The following is a 23,334-nucleotide window of genomic DNA, read 5'->3' as shown; positions in this document are numbered from 1 at the left end:
AATAAAAAGTAATCAATATTCACAAGCGACCTTCTTGTAGAATGAGATTACGTCAAAAAGTATGAACATTAAAAAATAATGCGATTAACATAATTTTCTAATAATTCTTGCTGACCACTCTGTGGTTTAGGGTCAAGCTGCTTAGCTTGGGCAAATTCACTTAACCCTGCTAAATCTAGCTTACCATGTAAAATGTTTTGACCTAGTTCACCATCCCAACCTGCATAGCGTTGCGTAACCTTTTTCTCTAAGGTTGCATCTGTAAACATGTCAGCCGCTTTAAGCAATGCCACAGCAATCGTATCCATACCACCAATATGGCCGTGGAATAAATCATTTGGATCAATACTTTGACGGCGAATTTTAGTATCAAAGTTAAAGCCACCTGACTTAAAGCCACCCCCTTTCAAAATTTCATGCATGATTAATGTCATTTCTTCGACACTATTTGGGAACTGATCCGTATCCCAACCCAGTTGAGGATCGCCACGGTTAGCGTCGATAGAGCCAAACACATCGAGTGCAAAGGCATTAGCAATTTCGTGATGGAATGAATGTCCTGCTAGCGTTGCGTGGTTCGCTTCGATGTTCACTTGGAACTCTTTTTCTAAACCGTACTGAGATAAGAAGCCATGCACCGTTGCTGTATCGTAATCATACTGATGCTTAGTCGGCTCTTGTGGTTTAGGTTCGATTAATAGAGCACCTTTAAATCCAATTTTATGCTTATGCTCAACAACCATGGTAAGGAATCGAGCAAACTGTTCACGTTCACGCTTTAAATCAGTATTTAATAGTGTTTCGTAACCTTCACGACCACCCCATAATACGTAGTTCTCACCGCCTAGGCGTTGTGTTGCATTCATAGCAGTACAAACCTGGGTTGCGCCATAAGCAAACACTTCAGGGTCTGGATTCGTCGCGCCACCTGACATATAACGCTTATTACTGAATAAATTTGCAGTACCCCAAAGTAACTTCATGCCGGTCTCTTCTTGCTTTTGTGCAAGCACATCCGTCATTTCGGCAAAGTTATTCAAATATTCACGAATGCTGGCACCTTCAGGAGAAACGTCCACATCATGAAAACAGTAATAAGGAACACCAAGCTTTTGGAAAAACTCAAATGCGACATCGGCTTTTTGCTTTGCCATTGCTAAAGGTTCGCCAGATTCTAACCAAGGACGGTCAAAGGTATTAGCACCAAAAATATCAAAACCATTCCAACAAAAGTTATGCCAGTAACATGCTGCAAAACGCAGATGCTCTTTCATTGTTTTACCTAATACGACTTTATTTTCATCGTAATAACGAAAAGCCAAAGGATTAGTTGATTCAGGGCCTTCATATTTTATTTTGCTGACGCCACTAAAGAATTCACTCATAGTTCTCTCCAAACAGTAAGGTAAATACGCATTTAAAAAGTCACTACTTTTCAATACGCTTATTATTAATCATTAAAATAATGAATTTAGGTTTTGATAAATTTGGCTGAATTTTTCACGACGCTCTTTGTGATGGTTAAATTCGGCTTGATTGGGTTCATATGACTCAACTAATGTTGGTACAGGACAAATATCTTCAATATTGGCATTGGGTGTTACCGCGAGTTGCGCAAGTCTTGCAGCGCCTAGCGCGGGACCAACATCGCCGCCTTGTCGATAAACGAGATTTTGGCCAAGAATATTTGCCAATAATATGCGCCAATATTCACTTTTAGCACCACCACCTATCAAGGACACTTCATCAGGCTTTACGCCCGATGCATGCAATGCATCGCAGCCATCAGCAAATGCATAGCCCACTCCTTCTAACACGGCTTTAGTCATGTCAGCTCGTTCAGTTGAATGAGTAAGCCCAAAGAAAACACCTTTAGCGTGTGGATTATTGTGTGGCGTGCGTTCGCCACTTAAATAAGGTAAGAAAATAAGATCTGATTGATTATCTGATTGTTGCTGTGCTAATTCATTTAATAACTCAGGTACACTGACATTACCGACTAAATTTGCTAACCAACTCAAACAAGAAGCAGCACTCAATACCACAGACATTAAATGCCATGTACCAGGAAGCGCATGACAAAAACTGTGTACAGCACTATCAGGATTTGATTTATAGCCGTCAGTTACTGCAAAATAAACACCGGAAGTCCCAAGAGACAACATAGCTTGACCCGATTTAATAATGCCTACACCTACCGCACCTGCAGCATTATCGCCACCACCAGCAACAACTGGCACTTGTTTAATACCCCAGCGTTTGGCTAATTCTGGTTTAATGTAACCAGTGATTTCAGACCCTTCATAAAGAGTTGGCATGTGGTCACGAGAAAGGCCAGTAGCAGCCAATAAATTGTCATCCCAATCTCGCTTCGCCACATCAGTCCATACAGTGCCTGTTGCATCGGATAAATCAGATGCAAATTCACCAGTGAGAAGGTAACGAACATAATCTTTTGGTAATAATACTTTTGCGACCTTATCGAAAATCGCAGGCTCGTTCTCTTTAACCCACAATAACTTTGGCGCAGTAAAACCTGGCATAATCATGTTACCGGTAAGCTGACGAGCATTAGGCACTGATTCCTCAATACTAGAGCACTGCATTGCACTTCGACCATCATTCCATAACATTGCAGGACGAAGTACGTCACCATGATTATCAAGTAATGTTGCGCCATGCATTTGGCCTGAAAGTCCAATTGCTTTTAAATCTGCGAGTTGACCATTAGCAGCAAGTTTGTCCATTGCTGTCATCGCTGCCTGACCCCAAGACTCAGCAGATTGTTCTGACCATAATGGTTGTGGACGAGAAACGGTGAGCGACACACTCGCTGTATCTACAACAGTGCCGCCTTCAGTTACCAATACTAGCTTTATACAAGATGTTCCTAAATCAATCCCTAAGTACACAGTCTCTTCCTCGAACAGTTCTTAATTAAGGCTCATTGGAGAACAATACTTCGCCAAATGAAAGTAACATAAACATTACATTAAAATGTTACCGCTCACAATTAAAAAGTTACTTTTTCAAATAATTTTTGCAATAGTTTATAAAAACAGTAACTTGAAGAACATCCAACTGAGGTAAGCAGTCATTAAAAACTGAAACGTAGCAAAAGACATGAAATATGAGATTGTAGAACAGCGAGAAATATCAAAAATAATATCAATTCGTCATCCTTGACATATCTCCCCCTGTTTATTCATTTTTAGATTTAAGAACAAATAACTAAAGCTAAACACTGCATAATGGCTCGATTTAGTTAAGTGTATTTTAAACAGAGAGCTATGCTTTGCATCAAATATGTAAATGGTTCTTTATTCGGGTTTAGATAATAAGAGTGTTTAACAGCATTCAAGGTTAATAGAATTATTTTAAAGGCCAGTGTTAACTGTTAATGAAAGCTTTAGTGAAAGGAAGAGGGAAAGGGATACGCGTAGTAATAATATTAGCGCCGAAATTGACTGTAAGTTTTTAATGATGACAACATATCAGTCAGCTCAAGAGCTACTCACGATTTAACAGGCTTTCAATTAAAAGATAATTCATAAACAAAATAACCATTCGCTATCAGAAATATATCATGAGCTAAAAACCAAATTATGAGTAACACTGTCTATAACTATCAACCTCATTAACTGGCAGCCTCACTAACTAACAATGCAAATGAAAACGCATCGAAGCTATAGCTTAATAATTAACTTAACGAGCAATTTATCAGCAATATACAGTGACTAATTATCAGGTGATACTGAGCTTTTATTAATCAATATGTCTAGAGTTGCAACTGAAACCAAGATTGTGGGATAGGAAATAAAAGCTTAAATAAAGTAGAAGATATCGAAAAATGGAACAAAGAATATGAATTTATAAGTAAAATATAGCTAGCTAAAAAGAAATTAATCTATAGCATCTAGATTTTCATGCATGTAATGTATTCATTGAGAGATAAACTTGAACTAACTACCCTACTCTATAGCCGTTACGCAGCAACAACCTGTGCAATCTTCTTCAGCGGGTTTAATCGATTATGCATCACTTTAATCGTTTCAAATTGCTGTAAAACTTTAGTTTCGGTTAATGGGCACTCTTTAGATAGCACCATAACTAAAGCTGCTTGCAAACTATTTTCTACCACTAATACCAGTACGTTATTACCACTAGCATTTAACAGAAATAGTTTACCAACTTCGCAATAAACACATTCTTGGCTTATTTCAAAAAACCATGATTTCGGCATTTGTGGTTTAAGCAAAAAATGTGAGGCGGTAGCATTTAATGCAGTTTGAACAATCGCCGCATCAGACATATTGACAATTTTAGGTAAGGTTTCAAGCATGTGAATATAGAATTTAGCGTGCTCGACACTAAATTCTGATGTTATTAACGCATCAGGGATGAGAGATTTACTTTTATATGGAGTTAAGAACTCCATGTCAGGACCCAATGAAATACTTAATTGCTTATAGCATTCATTAAATTCCCACTGCCAGTCCTTATTTGGCATTAATAACATTTTTAGTACCTAATTATAAGAATACAGTCTGATAATAGATTATATTTCCAACAATATCAAAAGTTATTTAAAATAATTGATATAGAGATCAGAAAGTTATAACGATCGAAAGATCAAAAACGCGATCGTTATAACTCACTAAGATCTATTATTTAGATCTTAGTATGGTTTTTAAGCTATTAAGATCTTATTTCGCTTTATAAGCATTAACAATATCATTAATTAAACCAGGCCCTTGATAAATAAAGCCTGTATATATTTGAACCAATTGCGATCCTGCATCGAATTTAGCTAATGCATCTTCTGCACTATTAATTCCACCGACGCCAATAATTGGGATCTCACCGTTCAAAAATTCAGCTAATTGTTTGATCACTTTAGTTGAAAGATCAGTTAATGGCTTACCGCTTAACCCACCCATCTCATTTGCATTATCTAAACCAACGACTGCATCACGAGTTAATGTGGTGTTTGTGGCAATAGCACCATCAAATTTACTCTTTAATAAAGACTGAGCAATTTTTTCAATCTCTTCTGTTGTTAAATCTGGCGCAATTTTAAGCGCAATAGGAACATACTTATTATGTTTTTCAGCTAATTCAGCTTGCTTTGCTTTTAATGAACTTAATAAGTCATCTAAAAGCTCACCATACTGTAAAGTACGTAAACCTGGTGTGTTTGGTGAAGAAATATTTACTGCAATATAATCTGAATGCTGATAAACCTTCTCCATACAAATTAGGTAATCATTTTTACCTTCATCAACTGGGGTATCTTTATTTTTACCGATATTAACACCCACAATAATGTCAGTTTTCTTAGCCATTAAATTTCTAACTAAGTTATCAACACCTTTATTGTTAAAACCCATTCGATTGATAATCGCTTTAGCAGGTTTAAGTCTAAATAAACGTGGTTGTTCGTTACCAGGTTGAGGACGTGGTGTTACAGTCCCTACTTCAACGTGACCGAAGCCCATTGCATGAAATGCATCAATTGATTCGCCATCTTTGTCTAAGCCCGCAGCAAGCCCTACAGGGTTATTAAATGTAATTCCCATGCATGTGACTGGAGCAGCACTTACATTTTGACTATAAAATAGGTTTAAAGGGTTGTTTCCAGTGTTTTTTAAACTTCCAATAGCGATGTTATGCGCTACTTCTGGATCCATTTGAAACATTACTTTTTGTGCCACTTTGTAAAAAAACATGCTTTCTCCTAAACCTAAAAAAAGCCCCGGCTATTTGCCAGGGCTTGTTCACTTATTATAAATAATTATCTTGGGCCTTCGCAATGAAGGATCAATAAATTAAGTTCACGTAACGCCACCGAGAATTTTGCGAAATCATGGCTTTGAGACACTTTAAAGTCCGCTAGTAGATGGAACCAACGTTCCAATAACTTTTCATTATTATCAATCCACTGCTGAATGATTGTGTCTGCATTACACGTATCAGTACATGCCCTAAGTACTGTTGAGCTCAATGCTCGTTGCTGCCAATCAAGCTCTTCTCTGAAGGCTGCACGTGCTAAAGCTTGCCAATGATTCGATACTGGTTGATTGCTGATTTGTTCTAGGAACCAATGCAATTCAACTTTCGCGCCCAATCTGAAGTAAGTTTCTGCTACTAATTGAACAGTCTTTCCTTCGAGTTCAGCAATCTGAGCAATATCTAACGCTGAGAATAATGTACTCATTTTAGCAACAACTTGCGCTAATGACTCAGGTACACCTTGCTCTGTTAGTGATTTTATTTCACTTGAAATCGCAATCACTTCTGCAGCAATCATATATTGATCAACATTGGCTTTTAACTCTTCAAATACTGGTTTGAAGAATGCCACTGTTTGCTCAATGTTCTCACCTTTATTGCGGTGACGAATAAACCAACGACAGGCTCTACGCATATTACGACGTAGTTGATGTAGCATCTCACTTTGCACATCAGCCGATACGACGCCATTGAGCTCAGTGATTGACTGAGTTAACTCTGCTAGACCAAAAACTTCGCGGGCCATAGTATAGCAAATAGCAGCCTCTGCGACTGTGGCACCTGTCTCATCTTGCATGCGTTGAACGAAATTAAAGCCCATGTCATTAACCAATTCATTGGCTAATGATGTTGCGATAATTTCACCACGCAGTGGATGTGCAATCATTTTGTCAGCATATTTAGCTTGTAATTGCTGCGGGAAATAATCCGTAAGCAACTTACTTAAGAAAGTATCTTCGGTAATTTCTTCAGTCACTAATTGCTCTTTCAGCACCATTTTACCGTAAGCCACCAATACTGATAACTCAGGTCTAGTCAGTGGGCGATTATTCGCTAAACGCTCGGCAAGCTCATCATCAGTCGGTAAGAATTCAAGCGCTCTATCTAATTTGCCATCTTTTTCAAGATATTGGATATAGCGTATGTGCTCTTTTAACTGAGAAATGCCATGGGCCTGAGTGACTGAAATAGTACGAGTTTGGTCGTTACAATCTTGAAGTACAATTTCACCAACTTCATCGGTCATGTCTTCAAGTAAACGGTTACGTTGCTTAACAGTCAGTTCGCCGTCAGCAACCAATGTATTAAGTAAAATCTTAATGTTAACTTCGTTATCTGAGCAGTCTACGCCGCCAACGTTATCAACAAAGTCTGTATTGACTCGGCCGCCATTGGCTGCAAATTCAATACGACCTAATTGTGTCGCACCTAAGTTACCGCCTTCACCAATGATTTTAGCTTTCAGTTCATTACCATTTACTCGAATAGCATCATTAGCACGATCACCAACTTCAGCATGTGTTTCTGAAGTTGCTTTAACGTAAGTTCCGATACCACCATTCCAAATTAAATCGACACGCATTTTCAGTAATGCTTGCATCAATTGATTTGGCGTCATGGTGTCTAAATCAGTTTCAAGCATCGCTTTAATTTCTTTAGTCAGCTTCAATGATTTGGCTGAACGTTGGAAAATAGCACTGCCCTTAGACATTAACTTGGTGTTGTAATCTTCCCAGCTTGAACGCGGTAAGTTAAATAAGCGTTCACGCTCAAGATAACTTTTCTCCACATCCGGATTTGGGTCAACGAAGATATGCATATGGTTAAATGCAGCCACTAATTTAGTGTGACGCGATAACAGCATACCGTTACCAAATACGTCGCCCGCCATGTCGCCAACCGCTAAGCAGGTAAAGTCTGTGGTTTGACAGTCAATGCCTTCTTCACGGAAGTGACGTTTAACCGACTCCCATGCCCCTTTTGCAGTAATGCCCATTTTTTTATGGTCATAACCATTACTACCACCCGATGCAAAGGCATCACCAAGCCAGAAATCGTATTCGATAGCAATTTCATTAGCAATGTCAGAGAAAGTCGCTGTGCCTTTATCTGCTGCAACAACAAGGTAAGCATCATCTTCATCGTGACGAACAACATCTTTTGGTGGCACGACATTACCTTCGATAATGTTATCGCTTATATCGAGTAAGCCACGAATAAATAGACGGTAACATGCTTGACCTTCATTAAAGAAGGCTTCACGTCCCCCATCAGTAGGGAGTTGTTTACAAACAAAACCACCTTTAGCTCCCACTGGCACAATGACGGTGTTTTTAACTTGTTGTGCTTTTACAAGGCCGAGTACTTCGGTACGGAAATCTTCTCGTCTATCAGACCAACGTAATCCACCACGTGCGACTTTACCTCCACGTAAATGAACACCTTCAACACGCGGCGAATACACAAAGATTTCAAACTTTGGTAATGGGCGTGGCATCTCTGGGATATCTTCTGGCGAAAACTTAAACGAGATATAAGGCTTATTGATACCTGTTTCTAAAGTTTGATAGAAGTTAGTACGCAATGTGGCATTAATTAAATCTAAATAACGACGAATAATACGATCGTCATCCAAACTTGAAACATCTTCAAGACGTAAATCAACTTGCTCTAGGAACTTGCTCAAGGTACGAGTTTTAAGCTTAGGATTGAATTTACGAATAAACATTTTAACCAACAAATCAGCAATTTGTGGGTAACGATTGAATGTTTCTTCAATGTAAGACTGACTGAAAGTCGCATCAATTTGGCGCATATATTTTGCATATGCACGTAAAATAGACACTTCGCGACCGGTTAAGCTAGTCGCTAAAATCATGCGGTTAAATCCATCGTCTTCCAGCTCTTTATCCCAAACTTGAGATAATGCATTTTGGAAGCGATCTTGACTGTCTGCCAAATTATCGACTGCAGCACCTTGAACTGTCATTAAGAAATCTAAAATCCAGTATGTATGACCATCAGCTGTTTTCACTTCATATGGGCGCTCGTTAATCACACGCAAACCGAAGTTTTCAAGCATAGGTAACACATCAGAAAGATGAATTGGCTCATCTTTATGGAACAGTTTTAACCTAACTTTATTGTCATTTAATGCCGTTTCTTGAGGCTGATAGAACAACATTCCTAACTTATGTTCATCATTTAATGCTTCAAGGTGTTGAATATCAACCACAGCTGAACTTGGTAGAACATCTTCTTTATAGCTTGGTGAAAATGCATTTAAGTAACGCTTGGTTAATCCAGTACCAGACTGTTCACCTAAGGCATTATTTAAAGAACTGTGTAATTTATCTTCCCAAGAGCGAGCAGCTTCAATTAGGTTTTTCTCAATAGCTGCCACATCGACATCCATATTATTATTATCAACTTTGATGATGTAATGCGTACGCGCTAAAGTTGATTCAGAAAAGTAAGTAGTAAATTCAACATCTTCACTACTGTTAAAATGCTGAGCTAAAATACGTTGTGTATCTTGACGTAACTTAGTGTTGTAGCGGTCTTTTGACACATACACTAAACAAGATAAGAAACGACCAAAGCCATCTTTACGGACAAATAATTTTAATTTGTCACGATCTTGCATTTCCAGAACACCACGAGCTATATCAGCGAGTTGATTTTCTTTAGCTTGTATTAGCTCATCACGTGGTAAGTTCTCAAGGATATTCATCAAGGCTTTATAGTCATGGGAGCGAGGCGCTAAACCTGATTGCTCCATAACACGCTCAACTTTACCCGCAAGCAAAGGAATTTCGCGAGGGCTGCGGTTATATAAGTTAGATGCATATAAACCTAAGAAGCGATCTTCACCAATCACGTTTCCGGCTTTATCAAAGCGTTTAATCCCGACATAATCGACATATGCTGGGCGGTGAACACGACTTTTAGTCGAGCTTTTCGTTAATACGAGTAAGCTAGAATCTAATGCTTCTTTACGGGCAGATGCTGAGAACGTTGACAGTAATAAGCCACGGTCACTATGTTGATTGCTTGAACGTCCCATCAAACCAAGGCTTGATTCTAAATCTGGAACAAGCTCAACATCACCTTCTACTCGCTTAAGCTCATAATAACGATAACCTAGCAGTGTGAAATGATGATTATTCAAGTAGGTCAAAAAGTTAGTCGCTTCTTCCATTTCGGCTTTTTCACCAGGAAATGGCTGCTTAGGTAACTTTTTAATGGTTTCTGATAATTTGTCAGACATCTGTTGCCAATCATCAACAGATGACACGACATCGGCAAAAACTGACTCAAGTTCTTTACCAATGGCTTTAATATCTTTTTCACTGCTTTGACGGTCAATTTCAATTAAAAATACCGCAACATTTTCAGTTGCTTCTGGCGCATCTTTAATAAATGACACTTCTTTAACCAATTCCTCATCACGTTGTAAAGCAAGTGGTGTATGTAACACCATATGCGCCGTAATGCCCATGCGGTTTAATGCCATAGTCACTGAATCAACCAAAAATGGCATATCAGGTTGAATAATTTCAATAATACTATGGGTAGACTGCCAGCCATGTTTTGACTGACTTGGGTTAAACACACGGATGTGGCTGTTGGTTTTAGCTGATTTGTTTAGCGCATTCCAAAGGCTTAATACTGCACCATAAAGGTCGCTGTCATTACGAGCATTTAAGTCGTCTTTAGACATATGTGCATATATACAATTGGCAAATTGCTCAACTTGTTTAGCTTGAGAATTAGGGATTTTTTTATGAATTAAATTGACTACATTTTCTAGTAGTACTGAAGGCATTGCATCTTTAAAGGCCATGTTGCAGTTTCCTTAAGCGTTTATGGCAGCGCTTTTATCATTATATTGGATGCTTCGGCTTGTTGATTCAGTTTTAGAACTGAGATCTGGAGCAAAGTTTATTACTAATTTAATGCTATTTCGAGCACTATTTTAGTGGTAGATCCTCTAAAATCCTTGTTAACACAGCAATTATAGTCACTATTTGACCAATCAAGCGTTTAGATAGAGTAAGTATGCAAAAAAAAAAGAGGAGCTAAGCTCCTCTTTATAATTCTAAACCGTTTACCTACTTGGGTTTGCGCCAAAATACTGCTGATAATGCAGGTAAAATAATTATCGCCCCCAACATATTCACTAAAAACATGAAAGTTAACAAAATACCCATGTCCATTTGGAACTTAAGTGCCGAGAAGAACCAAGTACTTACACCGATGGCTAATGTTAAGCCAGTAAAGATAACCGCACTACCTCGTTCAACAAGTGCTTCGAAATACGCTTGTTGAACTGCCATTCCTTGGGTTAATTTGCCGGACATGGTCGATAAAATATAAATACCATAATCAACACCAATCCCGACACCTAACGCAATAACAGGTAACGTACTCACTGCAAGACCAATATCTAACCAAGTCATTAATGCTTGAGCTAAAGTCGACACGACATACAAAGGCACGATGACTGCTACGGTGGCTTTGATTGAACGGAAACTTATCAAACAAAGAACAAATACAGCGCCATACACATAAATCATCATAGGTAATTGCGCTTCACTGACAGCTTCATTGGTGGCTGCCATTACTCCTACAGGTCCTGATGCCAGTTTAAATTGCAAGGTATCAGTGTTTAGTTGCGCAGCAACTTGTTTAACTTTTGCAGTGACAACTTCAATCGTTTCTGCTTTATGATCTTTTAAGAAAAGAAACACTGGCATAACTGAACAGTTACCATTAAGCAAACCAGATGTAGTAGGCACTCGCCCTACAGCTTGAACCAAACTTGCTGTAGTACGTGGAAGCACTTGCCATTTAGGATTACCTTCATTAAAGCCAGCATTCACCTGCTTAGACACCGATGCAAGACTTGCTGTTGACTCAACACCTGGCGTATTACCAACCATCCATTCAAATTGGTCTATCTCATTAAGAATCGAATGATAAGTACACGCTTCAGGTGTCGCCTCAACAATTACCGTCATGTAATCGGTAGTAATTGAGTAATTATCGGTAATATGGAAAGTATCTTGGTTATAACGCGAATCAAGGTGCAATGCTGGCGCTCCGCCTTGTAAGTCACCAATTTTCATATTGCTGGCTTGCTGAAAACCAAAGGCATAAAGCAGTGCCGTACAGACTAATACTACACTGGCATATTTTGGCGTTGCAAAGCGTGATAGCGACTTCCACAAACCTTCAATTTTTGCTTTTTTAACTGGGTCTTCTTTTTCTGGCTTTATCGTGGTGTATGAAATGACCAGAGGCAATAAAATGAGATTGGTTAAAATGATAACCGCAACTCCTAAGGATGCTGAAATAGCAAGCTCACGGATAATGCCGATATCGATAGCTAATAAGGTTAAAAAGCCCACTGTGTCAGACAGTAATGCGACGCCACCTGGAACTAATAAACTACGAAAAGCTGACGCTGAAGCGGCTTTTGTATTTTGACCATCAATAACACGACGTCTAACAGCATTAATCATTTGTACGCCATGACTTACACCAATAGCAAATACCAAGAAAGGGACAAGAATTGACATAGGGTCAAGACCGAAACCCACTACCGTTAATAATCCCAATTGCCAGCAAACCGCAACCAAGCTACAAATCAAAGGTAATAAAGTTAACATTAATGATTTAGAAAAAAGGTAAACCATGACGGCGGTGATTAAAATCGCAATCAAGAAGAAAAGTAAAACGCCTTTTGCACCTTCAGCGACATCACCAGCCATTTTAGCAAAACCAATAATATGAATTTTTATCGTATCAGTTTCGTATTTACCCCGTAGCTCTTCTTCAAGTTGCTTAGCAAATTGAATGGTATTCAATGGTTTGGTGGTAATATCTTTTTCTGCGCCTTCAGACTCTGCCATTTCTTCGTCAGTTTTGGCCACAAAATCCATCAACTGAGCCGTTAACATGGCTGATGAGTAGTCATTTGATACTAAACGTCCAACAATCCCTGCCTTTTCAACGTTATCGCGGACTACATTTAAGCCGTATTCATCATTACGAAAGTCTGCTGGAATGACAGGGCCGCCAGCAAAACCGTCTTCAACGACTTCAGTAAAGCGAGTTGATGGCGAATAAAGTGATTTAACTTGAGAACGTTCAACTCCAGGAATGAAAAATAATTGATCGTGAACGTTTTTAAGTGTTTCGAAGTATTCAGGGTTAAAAATATTGCCACTGGTATCTTCAACAGACACCATAATTCTATTCGCCCCACCAAAATCTTTTTGATGTTTGGTATACGTTTTCATGTACTCATGATTCAGCGGAATATTTTTGCTGAACGCCGCATCCATTTTTAATTGGCTAGCTTGGTAACCCAAAAAAATTGTAATGAGTATGAATGACAAAATCACCCACATACGGTTTCTGAAAAGATGGGTTTCAAATCCATTGACCAGTTTTTCTAACATCTTATCGGCCCTATTATTGTTGTTTTATTTTTATGTTTATCTAACGTAAATCAAATATCAGTCTAAAATGAATTTCAATGTCAAAGCCTAGAACTTATCTTGAATAACTCGATTAAACTTAGCCTAAATTATCTATTTAAGCTGAAATAACCCTTTAGAACCTGCAAACCAAAGTTCACCTTTAGCGTCACTTTCGATTGCTACAATGTTTTCGCCTTGTCTTCGAGTGACAATGTTAGCGGCATCGTTAGAATCAAGCTCAATCACCACCCCAGCGTTACCCACTAAATAGACTAAGTTATCTTTAATATAGGCATTATTAATGGATGACTTAACAGGCAGTGCGATTTCATTCCACTGAGTAAATTGTTTATCAGTTTTAAACACGTGACCACGAAGCCCCATGACATAAATAGCATCGTTTGTTTCAATAGCATTAAACATAGACCCCTCATAATAAAAATCTTTGGTCTCAAATGTTTGGCCATTATTATTTGAAGTTGCTACTAACCCAAGTTCACCAACCATGAGCAGTTGAGTATCACTTAATTGAATAACACGGTTAAAATGCGGTAATAATGCAGCTCGCTCTGATAAATACAATGCTTCATCTTCTGCTTTTAAATCTGCTAAATAGGAAACATCTTCCGGAAATAGTAGCTCTTCATGAAACTCTTCCTGCCATTGCTTACCACCATCGGTTGTGCGATAAAACAAACCATAAGCACCCACTGCGATGCCTTCATTTTCATTGAAGAATAAAATATCAAGTAATGGCTTTTCTACTTCGATAGACTGAAACTGTACTTGCCAAGTCAACCCGCCATCTTCGGTGTGAATAATGGTGGCATCATGGCCAACTGCCCATCCCTTTTTATCATCAAGGAAAAACACTTTAGTTAATTGTGAGATGACTGGCGTAGCAACTTGTTGCCATTGATTATCTTGCTTAACAAGCACATGTCCTCTTTCTCCCACGGCAACAAGGCTGTTACCTGCTTTGGCTAAATCAAGAACAAGAGAAGATTGCGCTAAAGGTTGGAGCTGAACAGAAAGTGGATCGAATTGAGCATGGACTGGCGCTTGAGCTAAAAAACAACTGGCACTAAAAGCGACAACATTGCGAAGTGTGCGGAACGACATACAAACTTCCTTAGAAATTGTAGGGGCGCATTGCGCCCCTATTTGGTCTTAACGAATACCTGCACGGCGAAGCGCATCAGGCGTGAAGTTAGCTTCAGAAAGGTTTGCATCAAAATCGTACATGCGCCCTTCGTTGTCTAACCCCATCGCTAAGTAACGACGAGATTGTAAATCATGGAAGATTTCTAACGTGCTCCAATGGGTCGGAACTTCATAGTAGTTAATCGAGTGCGCAGTACCTACACGGTATAACTCATCACGGTTATCGTACATATCCGTTAGTGAAACCTGCCAAGAATCTTCATCGATGTAGAAAACACGTGTTTTATAGATATGGCGCATACCATCTTTAAGGGTCGCTTTAACTTCCCATACACGGTGTTTTTCCCAGCGCGCAAACTCTGGATTAATATGGCCAGGCGTTAAGATTTGATCGTATTCAAGTGCGTCAGAATGAAGCTTGTAATCATTATATGGGATATAAAGCTCTTTCTTGCCGACTAATTCCCAGTTATAACGCACTGGAGATCCGTTAAACATATCAAAGTCATCAGTGGTTCTTAAACCATCTGAAACAGTACCTGGAGTATCAAAGGCAACGTTTGGTGCTTTACGTACACGACGTTGTCCAGTGTTATAGGTCCAAGCCTGACGTGGAAGCGCTTCTTGATCCATCGTTTCTTTTACAAGTAGTGCCGTACCCGCTAGACGCGCAGGTTGACGTACAACTTGCTTGAAGAAGAACAAGGTGTTCGACTCTTTTAATTGATCTAACGTCACTTCTGGACGACTGTAACTGAAACGAATTTCTTCAGCAGTTTCAATTAATGTGTACGAACCACTTGCTGTTGGAGCCGCTTGGCTACGTGCAGTTTTAATATCAACACCACGATAGCGAAGAATATGGTTCCAAATGACCTCTAACCCGTTATTTGGAATTGGAAAAGGTACACTGATCGACGCACCACTTACACCATTACCATTTGCTACAAGTTCAGCATTTATTGCATTAGCCTTAGTTGCATCATAAACATACTGAGGCAGCGAGGCAGTACGGCGAGTCTCGTAAACATTCATTTTGTATGTATCTGGATACAGTTCAAAAAGCTTGTTTTGGCCCGGCGTTAAAAATTCAGCATATTGCGCTTTATTTGCATTAGTAATGGTGAATAAAATTTTATCTGAAGGAAAAGGATCTGGATGATGCATTCCTTTTTCATATCCAGCAACTGGAGATGTAATGCCGTTATCCCAAGCAGGGATAGAACCATCAGCATTACCTGCTTTAACAGCACCTACTGGAGTAAGCTCGTTACCCAATTTCGCTGCTTCAGCTTCAGATACTTTCGCCATCGCTGCAGGAGCGCTAAACGCCATGATTACTGCAGCCGATAATATCGTCAGTTTCTTCATTATTATTGTCCTTCTAGATAGAATACTTGACGTTAAACGAGACATAATCTCGGTCAGTCATTGCATTAGTTGTTCCTACACCACCAAAGAAGCTGTTGTAAGAAATATCAGCGCCCCAACGACTGCGGTAATCAAAGTTAACACCGACAGCGACAGACTTACGACCTTCAGTAAATAAGAACATTGGATCGGGTGTAATACCGTCAACATCATGTGAGAAAATCACACGTGGTGACATATTTACACCTGCGAAGATATTATTGTAGTCGGCTTTAGCCACTAAGCGATAACCCCAAGCAAAATCAGTTGGGAATGGATTGGTTTCAGGACCATCGTGCAGAGCTTCGATAATACCTGGCATATCAGGATTACCACCAGAACGAGCGGTACCAGGACCATTTAAACGAAGCTCATCAAAGCCAGGCATGTCATGGATCCATACACCACCAATCTCAGCAAGCATCGTCAGGTTATCCGTACCTAATGTCGGTCCGAATAAATGAGTAAATGTTGCCTGTGCTTGAGTTGTATCAGATAAAATGAAACCATCAATGGACTCACCAGGTTTAACACCTTCAATTTGTGAGATACCATCTAAGTCAGGTCGAAGACCCGCTTCAGCCAATTGTTGAGGCATACCAGCAAACAATAACTCTACGTCGTCAATTTGTAATGGCTCATCAACACGGTGAGCAATTTCACCCGCAACCGAAGTATCACCCACTAAAGTGTTAAAGCTGAAACCATAAAGTTGAATATCTTCAGGATAAACAATTTGCGCTTTAGTGAAGGTTTCCATGCTTAACAGCAATTCACGGTCAATTTCACCGCCACTTGCAGCTAAACGACCATAATCACGAGCAACCGCTTCAGAAGTAAAGTTAGAAGCTGTACCACTAATTAAAGGACGGCGGCTATGGTAATTCATGTAATACAGACCAAATTCAGTTTCACCTAAACTTGGCGCATAATAACCTAACTTGATACCATATTGACCATCATCACTTGGCTTGGCTTCATCTTGTACTAATGCAACCTTAGTCGCATATGGCACCATATAAGCGGCATAAGCTGGGTCGAAGTTAGCAGCAGCTGCAGCGCCGTATAAAGCAGAATACTCAGACATTAAAAATTCCATATTAATGTCAGGGTTGGCATTAAAACCTAATTGAGCATTTTGGGCATAACCACCAAAACCTGCAAAATCATTGGTTGCGAAGTTAGAACCAGGTGTAGGTACCCAAATTGGCTCCCAGTCATATTGGTAATAAGCTTCAACCGATAAATTATCTGTAATACCCAAAGAAGCCCACACCATACCTTGTGGACGGAACGCTTCTTTAAGCTCTGCACCTGGTGCATTCAAAATGTTTAAATCCACAGCATTAATAACACCAATGCCATGAGGAATTAGGGTGCTTTCGCCCCAAGAAACCACTTGGTTACCAACACGAACAGATAATGGGTTTTGGCCATCATTTAAGTCCCAGTTAGCGTAAACAAAGGCATCTAATAAGCGAACATCTTTACACTGCACTTCTGATGCGCGGTCATCTTCACACGGATCAAATTCGTTACCAGTAAGAGGATCGTTAAAATCATAATCACCATCGTTTAATTTACGATCGTAAAAATACATTCCACGAACAAATAAACCATAATTTTTGTATTCCAACGATAACTCGTGTAAGCCTTTAAAAATTTCTGAGGTGGTATCACCTTGAGAATAAAGTAGGTTACTTAAGTCATTGTTACTTGAATATGAGCCTGGTTGGCTCCAGATTTGAGAAGTGGTGTACTTTGGTGTTTGGCCAAAAGGCGCACCAAAAGCAGAATAACCAGACCAATCAAATTGTGGCTGGTTAACTTTACCGATTTGCCCTTCCCAATCACGCTCAGACACACGCCAGCTAGCCCCGACTGTCCAAGTCGAGTCGAAAGTGCCTCGTACTTCACCCCAATCAAATGAAACAGCACTAGCGCTACTGCTCATCCCTAAAGTCAATGCCGACATCACCCCCAAAGCGAGTGCCGACTTGTTAAAGCGTCTTTTAACAATATTCATTTTTGCTTCTCTCCGTAACCTGCCGGATTCGTTGTTATAGGATTTGAACCAACATTTTGTTAGCCTGCAGGCAACACCATTGTTACAGCAATTAACATCATTGAGCAAGTTCAAAAAACAGAAAATTTGTTAACGAATTGGTGTAGTTAGGAGATTTTTTGAGAGATTAAACTGAACTTTATTTGAATTAGATCACACGAATTGACTACTAGATGATATTAGTTAATAAATAACAAATAAAATCATAAAGTTAATTGAAACAAGACTTAGCTAATTTACTTTTTTAAAATCAATTGAACGTTTGAAGTATTTACTCTAAATTTTATTTAGAGAAATAAATTTTCCAGAGGCATCCAGTTGCAAAACGAACTGACCTTGAATACCAGAAGTGGTAACAAATGGTCTGAAATATTTACCATTAATGTGTAATAGTTTGCCTCTTACATCCCTCACCTCAACATTTTTTACATAGCCTCGGTAATAAGGAAGGAAGTCTTCAAAACTAATATACATGGTAAAAGTAAATTGCATGGTGAGAAACAAACTCTAGGCGCTGTGATATGAAAGGTAATGCTAATTAATTTGGCAGGTATTGTCACTCGGTAATTGAAGTAATTAATATGAAGATTACCACTGATAACATCACATTATCAGTGGTAATTTATTAAGGGTTAAGCGAGGGCTTTTTCAACTTTTTCAAATAAATCTTTTGATAAATTAGGTAAGTCTTTTAAGCGAAGTAAGCACTGTTTCATTTTTTGCTGACGTTCGAGATCAAACTTACTGAATTGAATCAGTGGCGTTATCATTCTTGCTGCCGTTTGTGGATTCAGCTCATTTAACTTAATTAAAATATCAGTCAAATACTCATACCCAGAGCCATTTGCCTCATGGAATTGATAAGTGTTTGCCGCCACGAAGAAACCAATCAAAGAACGAACACGATTTGGGTTATTAAAACTAAAGCTTTCATGCTTGGTCAGTGATTTGATAACCTCGAGTACCTCAGGTGTATTTTGAGATGCTTGTAAGCTAAACCACTTATCCATCACTAACGGAGTCGATAACCATTTTTGTTCGAAATCTTGCATTAATGCATCTTTGCAGCTTAATTGACCAGAAACAGCGGCTTTAAGTGCTGCTAAGCTATCGGTCATATTGGCTGCTGCTTTATATTGTTCAGTCACTAACTCTTCATATTCAGAAGACACTCGAGACAACAAGACTAAACAGATGTTTTTAAATGCACGTGCTGCAGGGTTATCTTCAGTAATTAATGAACGATAACGCGTGACTAATTCATCTAAGCAAGCTTCAGCAAGCTCATCTACAACAAATTCTCTAGCAGCTTGTAAAGCATCTAAGTTTACCGTATCAACTTGTTCAATAAGCGCCGCAGCTGTTGGGAAAGCAAGTATTTCAGCAACTAGCGCTTTATCGATATTCTCATCTAAAATTACGCCTCGAATCGCTTCAATCACTCTTGGGTCAAGATGCATTGATTCTTTTGCTGAAAGGCTTTCCACATTTTGCCAAACCGCTTGGCTGAATAAACCAACAGATGCTTCCCAACGAGCGACTTCACTGGTTGCAAATCGAGTTAAGTGCACTAATTGATCGACATTAAATTCATAATCTAGACGCACTGGCGCTGAAAAATCTTGCAGTAATGAAGGCACTGGCATTGACTCAATACCATCAAAGGTGAAGGTTTGCTCAGCTTGCTTGACTGCCAACACTTGATTATTTATCGACTGACCTTCGGCATCTAATAATTCTACGCTGAAAGGTATATGCAACAACTTGCCTTTCTCGCCTTGTGATTGCACTGATTGTTTAACTGTTAACTGATATTGCTTTTTATCGGCATCAAAGCTGTCTGTCACGCTAACAACGGGGGTACCTGCTTGGCTGTACCAATTTCTAAATAAACCTAAATCGATACCGCTCGCTGATTCCATAGCGTTAACAAAGTCATCGCAAGTCACAGCTTGTCCATCGTGACGTTCAAAATAACACTTCATGCCTAATTGGAAATTTTTCTCACCTAAAATGGTGTGCATCATGCGAATGACTTCAGCACCTTTGTTGTAAACAGTCACGGTGTAAAAGTTATTCATCTCAATGACTGATTCTGGACGAATTGGATGCGACATTGGGCCTGCATCTTCAGCAAACTGCTGATTTTTCATAACGCGGATTGCTTGAATACGATTAACCGCACGGGAACCTAAGTCAGAGCTAAACTCTTGATCTCTAAATACAGTTAAGCCTTCTTTCAAGCTTAGTTGGAACCAATCACGACATGTGACACGGTTACCCGTCCAGTTATGGAAATACTCATGACCCACGACAGACTCGATACCATGATAATCTTCATCGGTAGCGCTTGCAGTGTCAGCTAATACGTATTTGGTGTTAAAGACATTCAAGCCTTTATTTTCCATGGCGCCCATGTTGAAAAAGTCAACAGCAACAATCATGTAGATATCTAAGTCATATTCTAAGTCAAAACGGCTTTCATCCCATGCCATCGACTTTTGCAGTGATACCATTGCATGATTAGCTTTGTGTAAATTACCTTTATCGACAAACACCTGTAACTTGACTTCGCGGCCGCTACGAGTAACAAACTTATCTTCTAATAAGTCAAAATCACCCGCAACTAGCGCAAAAAGGTAGCTTGGTTTTGGAAATGGATCTTCCCAGCGGACATAATGACGGCCTGCGGTTGTTTCCCCCTTCTCGACAAGGTTGCCGTTACTTAACAAGAAAGGAAATGCAGTTTTGTCCGCTTCAACTCTCACAGTATAAATAGCAAGGACATCTGGACGGTCTAAGAAATAAGTAATTCTTCTGAAGCCTTCGGCTTCACACTGGGTACAGTATGCGCCATCAGACATATACAAGCCCTCTAGGCTAGAATTAGCCTCAGGATCTTGTAAGGTCACTAGGGTTAATTCAAAGTCATCAAGGCTCGTTTGAATCACTAATTCGTTATTTGCTTCTTGATATTGAGCTTTGTCACCGTTTATCAAAACAGACTGTAAATTTATTTGCTCACCAACCAAGATTAAATTTTCGGTATGTTGACCAACACGTTGCACCTTACTGGTGGCTACAACTGTGGTTTCATTGCCCTTTAAATCGAAATTTAAATCAATATGGCTAATGGTATAAGCGGGTGCTTGGTAATCTTTTAGGTGTTTTGCTTGAGCTTGAGTCATAAATAATCCTTGAATAACACTTAGCAAATTATGCGATAAATTTTACTTAATAAAAAACGCGCTTAAAGCGCGTTTTTTTCTGGCGAAATAATGATTACTTCGCAGCTAGTTTTTTAGCATCAACCATATCTAAAGTGATTAATGCTGTTTCTTCTAAGAACGCATCTGGCACTTCTAATTCATCTTCATCTGACGCATCTGTTTCACTTTCAGCAGCTTCGCTTTCTGCAACTTCAGTTGTTTCAGTCTCAGTAGATTCTTCATCTTCATCATCTAAAGACGCAAGAGGCTCTAGTCCATTCTTAACGCGGCGTTCATTGGTACGATCAAGAATACGTTTTTCGTCTTCTTCACGTGATGCAATACGCTCACTTTCAACTAATGAAATCGTCTTATCGTTATGATGCTTTTTAAATTCTGCTATATCATCAAAAATATAACCAAATTCGACATCCGTTTTAATACGTTGCTGATGCTTAGTATCAAGCTTGGTAATCAGCTCAGGATAGATATTGCCAAGTGTTCCGTATTGCGCAACTGGCACTTTATCCCAAGGTAAGGCGTTTTTCTCTTCAGATTCACCATATTCGCCCGGCTCTAAGGCACTTGGGAATTTAATGTCAGGTGTTACACCTTTAAGCTGAGTACTGCCACCATTAATACGATAGAACTTTGCGATAGTGTATTGAACATGACCAATTGGTTTTTCATACATGTCGTAAATGCGGCCAAGGCTCTTGTGTTGTTGCACAGTACCTTTACCAAAACTTGCTTCACCAACAATGAGTGCACGGTCGTAATCTTGCAGTGCTGCAGCAAAAATTTCTGAAGCTGAAGCGCTATAGCGATCGACCATTACTGTTAGTGGACCGTTATAAGCACTCTTACCGTCGTTATCACGATTTTGAGTTACGCGGCCATTGGCATCACGAATTTGAACCACTGGGCCCATATCGATGAATAGTCCGGTAAGCAAAGTAGCCTCGGTTAACGCACCGCCGCCATTGCCACGTAAATCGATGATAATGCCTTCTACATTATCTTCTTTCAGTTTGGCAATTTCTTTTTCTACATCTACAGATAAGTTCATGTAGAAACCAGGAATTTGAATAACCCCGACCTTACGGTTGGCATACTCACCTTCTGTTGGTTCAACAACTTTAGATGTTGCAGCTCGGTCTTCTAAGCGAATTTTATCTCGAATGATAGTTACTTCGAAAGTTTTCGCATTAGCGCCACCTTTTTTAGGTAGTATTTGTAAATTAACCTCACTGCCTTTTGGCCCTTTGATTAATTCAACTACATCATCTAATCGCCAGCCGATAACATCAACAATTTCACCGTCTTTTTGGCCTACACCAATGATTTTATCTTCAGGTGATAGTTTTTCACTACTAGCCGCAGGGCCACCAGCAACAAGACTTTTAATGACAGTGTAATCGTCATCCATCTGTAATACAGCACCAATGCCTTCGAGGCTTAGGTTCATTTCCATTTGGAAACGTTCAGCATTACGAGGAGATAAATAACTTGTATGAGGTTCTACTGTACGCGCAAAGGCGTTCATCACACCTTGGAAAACATCTTCACTGTGAGTTTGGCTCAGACGCTTGATAGCATTGTTATAACGCTTACCGAGTACTTCGACTGTTTCTTCCCAGTCTTTACCAGCAAGTTTAAGATTCAATGCATCGTATTTAACACGCTGACGCCAAAGCTCATTAAGTTCAGCTTCATCTTTTGGCCAAGCAGCTTCTTCACGATCGAACTCATAAGCATCACCAGCTTCGGTAAAGTCGAATTCTTTATCAAGTAAAGTTAACGCATAGGCAAAACGTTCATAGCGACGTTTTTGCAATAAAGAGAACATATCAAAGGCAGGAGCGATATTGCCCGTTTTGACCATATCGTCAAACTGAGTTTGATACTGCTTGAAGCTATCTACATCAGCTTGGGTAAGCACATTACGTCTGAAATCTAACTGTTGCAGATAACGGTCATAAATGAGCTTAGAAAAAGCATCATCAAGTTCAAAGCGATGGTAATGAGAACGGGTAAATAAATTCGTTACTCTTTTACTCGCAACCTTATGTTGAGGCTCTTGCTCAAGTTTGGGTAACTCGTTGATTTGAATAGTGGGTGAAATTGCCCAAGCCGAAAAACCGACAAATAAAGTGGCAATCGACGCAGCCAAAGTGAGTTTTCGCATCAACAAGTTACTCCT

Annotated in this window: 12 protein-coding genes; all 12 read right to left on the bottom strand. The window is 39.4% G+C overall.

Going from position 1 to position 23,334, the window contains the following annotated elements:
• Window positions 1-68: 68 nt before the first annotated feature.
• Window positions 69-1,385, bottom strand: a complete 1,317-nt coding sequence (xylA, locus tag J8L86_RS14150; protein WP_211030857.1) for a xylose isomerase — start codon at window positions 1,383-1,385, stop codon at window positions 69-71.
• Between the two features lie 72 nt (window positions 1,386-1,457).
• Window positions 1,458-2,912 carry a xylulokinase gene (gene xylB, locus J8L86_RS14145; protein WP_211030856.1) on the bottom strand — a complete coding sequence of 485 codons (1,455 nt, stop codon included), beginning with the start codon at window positions 2,910-2,912 and terminating at the stop codon, window positions 1,458-1,460.
• Between the two features lie 1,073 nt (window positions 2,913-3,985).
• Window positions 3,986-4,519: a cell division protein ZapC gene (locus tag J8L86_RS14140; protein WP_065108241.1), complete on the bottom strand. Its 534-nt coding sequence runs from the start codon at window positions 4,517-4,519 to the stop codon at window positions 3,986-3,988.
• Window positions 4,520-4,706: 187 nt separating this feature from the next.
• Complete coding sequence (gene pyrD / locus J8L86_RS14135) at window positions 4,707-5,729, bottom strand: quinone-dependent dihydroorotate dehydrogenase (RefSeq protein ID WP_055024472.1); 1,023 nt, start codon at window positions 5,727-5,729, stop codon at window positions 4,707-4,709.
• Between the two features lie 65 nt (window positions 5,730-5,794).
• Window positions 5,795-10,639: an NAD-glutamate dehydrogenase gene (locus tag J8L86_RS14130; protein ID WP_211030855.1), complete on the bottom strand. Its 4,845-nt coding sequence runs from the start codon at window positions 10,637-10,639 to the stop codon at window positions 5,795-5,797.
• 268 nt (window positions 10,640-10,907) lie between these two features.
• A complete protein-coding gene (locus tag J8L86_RS14125; RefSeq protein WP_211030854.1) occupies window positions 10,908-13,262 on the bottom strand; it encodes an MMPL family transporter in 2,355 nt (784 codons plus the stop codon).
• A gap of 132 nt (window positions 13,263-13,394) precedes the next feature.
• Entirely contained in the window at window positions 13,395-14,405 is a 1,011-nt protein-coding gene (locus tag J8L86_RS14120) for a YCF48-related protein (RefSeq protein ID WP_211030853.1), read from the bottom strand.
• A gap of 48 nt (window positions 14,406-14,453) precedes the next feature.
• A complete protein-coding gene (locus tag J8L86_RS14115) occupies window positions 14,454-15,818 on the bottom strand; it encodes a DUF1329 domain-containing protein (RefSeq protein ID WP_211030852.1) in 1,365 nt (454 codons plus the stop codon).
• A 13-nt stretch (window positions 15,819-15,831) separates the two neighbouring features.
• Entirely contained in the window at window positions 15,832-17,883 is a 2,052-nt protein-coding gene (locus tag J8L86_RS14110) for a DUF1302 domain-containing protein (protein WP_055024467.1), read from the bottom strand.
• 315 nt (window positions 17,884-18,198) lie between these two features.
• A complete protein-coding gene (locus J8L86_RS14105) occupies window positions 18,199-18,414 on the bottom strand; it encodes a DUF2835 family protein (protein ID WP_065108246.1) in 216 nt (71 codons plus the stop codon).
• A gap of 140 nt (window positions 18,415-18,554) precedes the next feature.
• Entirely contained in the window at window positions 18,555-21,110 is a 2,556-nt protein-coding gene (gene pepN / locus J8L86_RS14100) for an aminopeptidase N (protein WP_211030851.1), read from the bottom strand.
• A gap of 94 nt (window positions 21,111-21,204) precedes the next feature.
• Window positions 21,205-23,319: a carboxy terminal-processing peptidase gene (gene prc / locus J8L86_RS14095; protein WP_192022583.1), complete on the bottom strand. Its 2,115-nt coding sequence runs from the start codon at window positions 23,317-23,319 to the stop codon at window positions 21,205-21,207.
• Window positions 23,320-23,334 lie beyond the last annotated feature (15 nt).

Origin of the sequence: Shewanella sp. MMG014 (assembly GCF_018100775.1) — a bacterium.
GTDB classification, from domain to species: Bacteria; Pseudomonadota; Gammaproteobacteria; order Enterobacterales; family Shewanellaceae; genus Shewanella; species Shewanella japonica.
The sequence above is the reverse complement of the archived record's forward strand: the minus strand, read 5'-3'. Positions and strand labels throughout refer to the sequence as shown.

Excerpts from the sequence above, each read along its gene's own strand:
- xylA (WP_211030857.1), bottom strand. The coding sequence starts at position 1,385 with ATGAGTGAATTCTTTAGTGGCGTCAGCAAAATAAAATATGAAGGCCCT.
- J8L86_RS14140 (WP_065108241.1), bottom strand. The coding sequence starts at position 4,519 with ATGTTATTAATGCCAAATAAGGACTGGCAGTGGGAATTTAATGAATGC.
- pyrD (WP_055024472.1), bottom strand. The coding sequence starts at position 5,729 with ATGTTTTTTTACAAAGTGGCACAAAAAGTAATGTTTCAAATGGATCCA.
- J8L86_RS14130 (WP_211030855.1), bottom strand. The coding sequence starts at position 10,639 with ATGGCCTTTAAAGATGCAATGCCTTCAGTACTACTAGAAAATGTAGTC.
- J8L86_RS14125 (WP_211030854.1), bottom strand. The coding sequence starts at position 13,262 with ATGTTAGAAAAACTGGTCAATGGATTTGAAACCCATCTTTTCAGAAAC.
- J8L86_RS14120 (WP_211030853.1), bottom strand. The coding sequence starts at position 14,405 with ATGTCGTTCCGCACACTTCGCAATGTTGTCGCTTTTAGTGCCAGTTGT.
- J8L86_RS14115 (WP_211030852.1), bottom strand. The coding sequence starts at position 15,818 with ATGAAGAAACTGACGATATTATCGGCTGCAGTAATCATGGCGTTTAGC.
- J8L86_RS14110 (WP_055024467.1), bottom strand. The coding sequence starts at position 17,883 with ATGAATATTGTTAAAAGACGCTTTAACAAGTCGGCACTCGCTTTGGGG.
- J8L86_RS14105 (WP_065108246.1), bottom strand. The coding sequence starts at position 18,414 with ATGCAATTTACTTTTACCATGTATATTAGTTTTGAAGACTTCCTTCCT.
- pepN (WP_211030851.1), bottom strand. The coding sequence starts at position 21,110 with ATGACTCAAGCTCAAGCAAAACACCTAAAAGATTACCAAGCACCCGCT.
- prc (WP_192022583.1), bottom strand. The coding sequence starts at position 23,319 with ATGCGAAAACTCACTTTGGCTGCGTCGATTGCCACTTTATTTGTCGGT.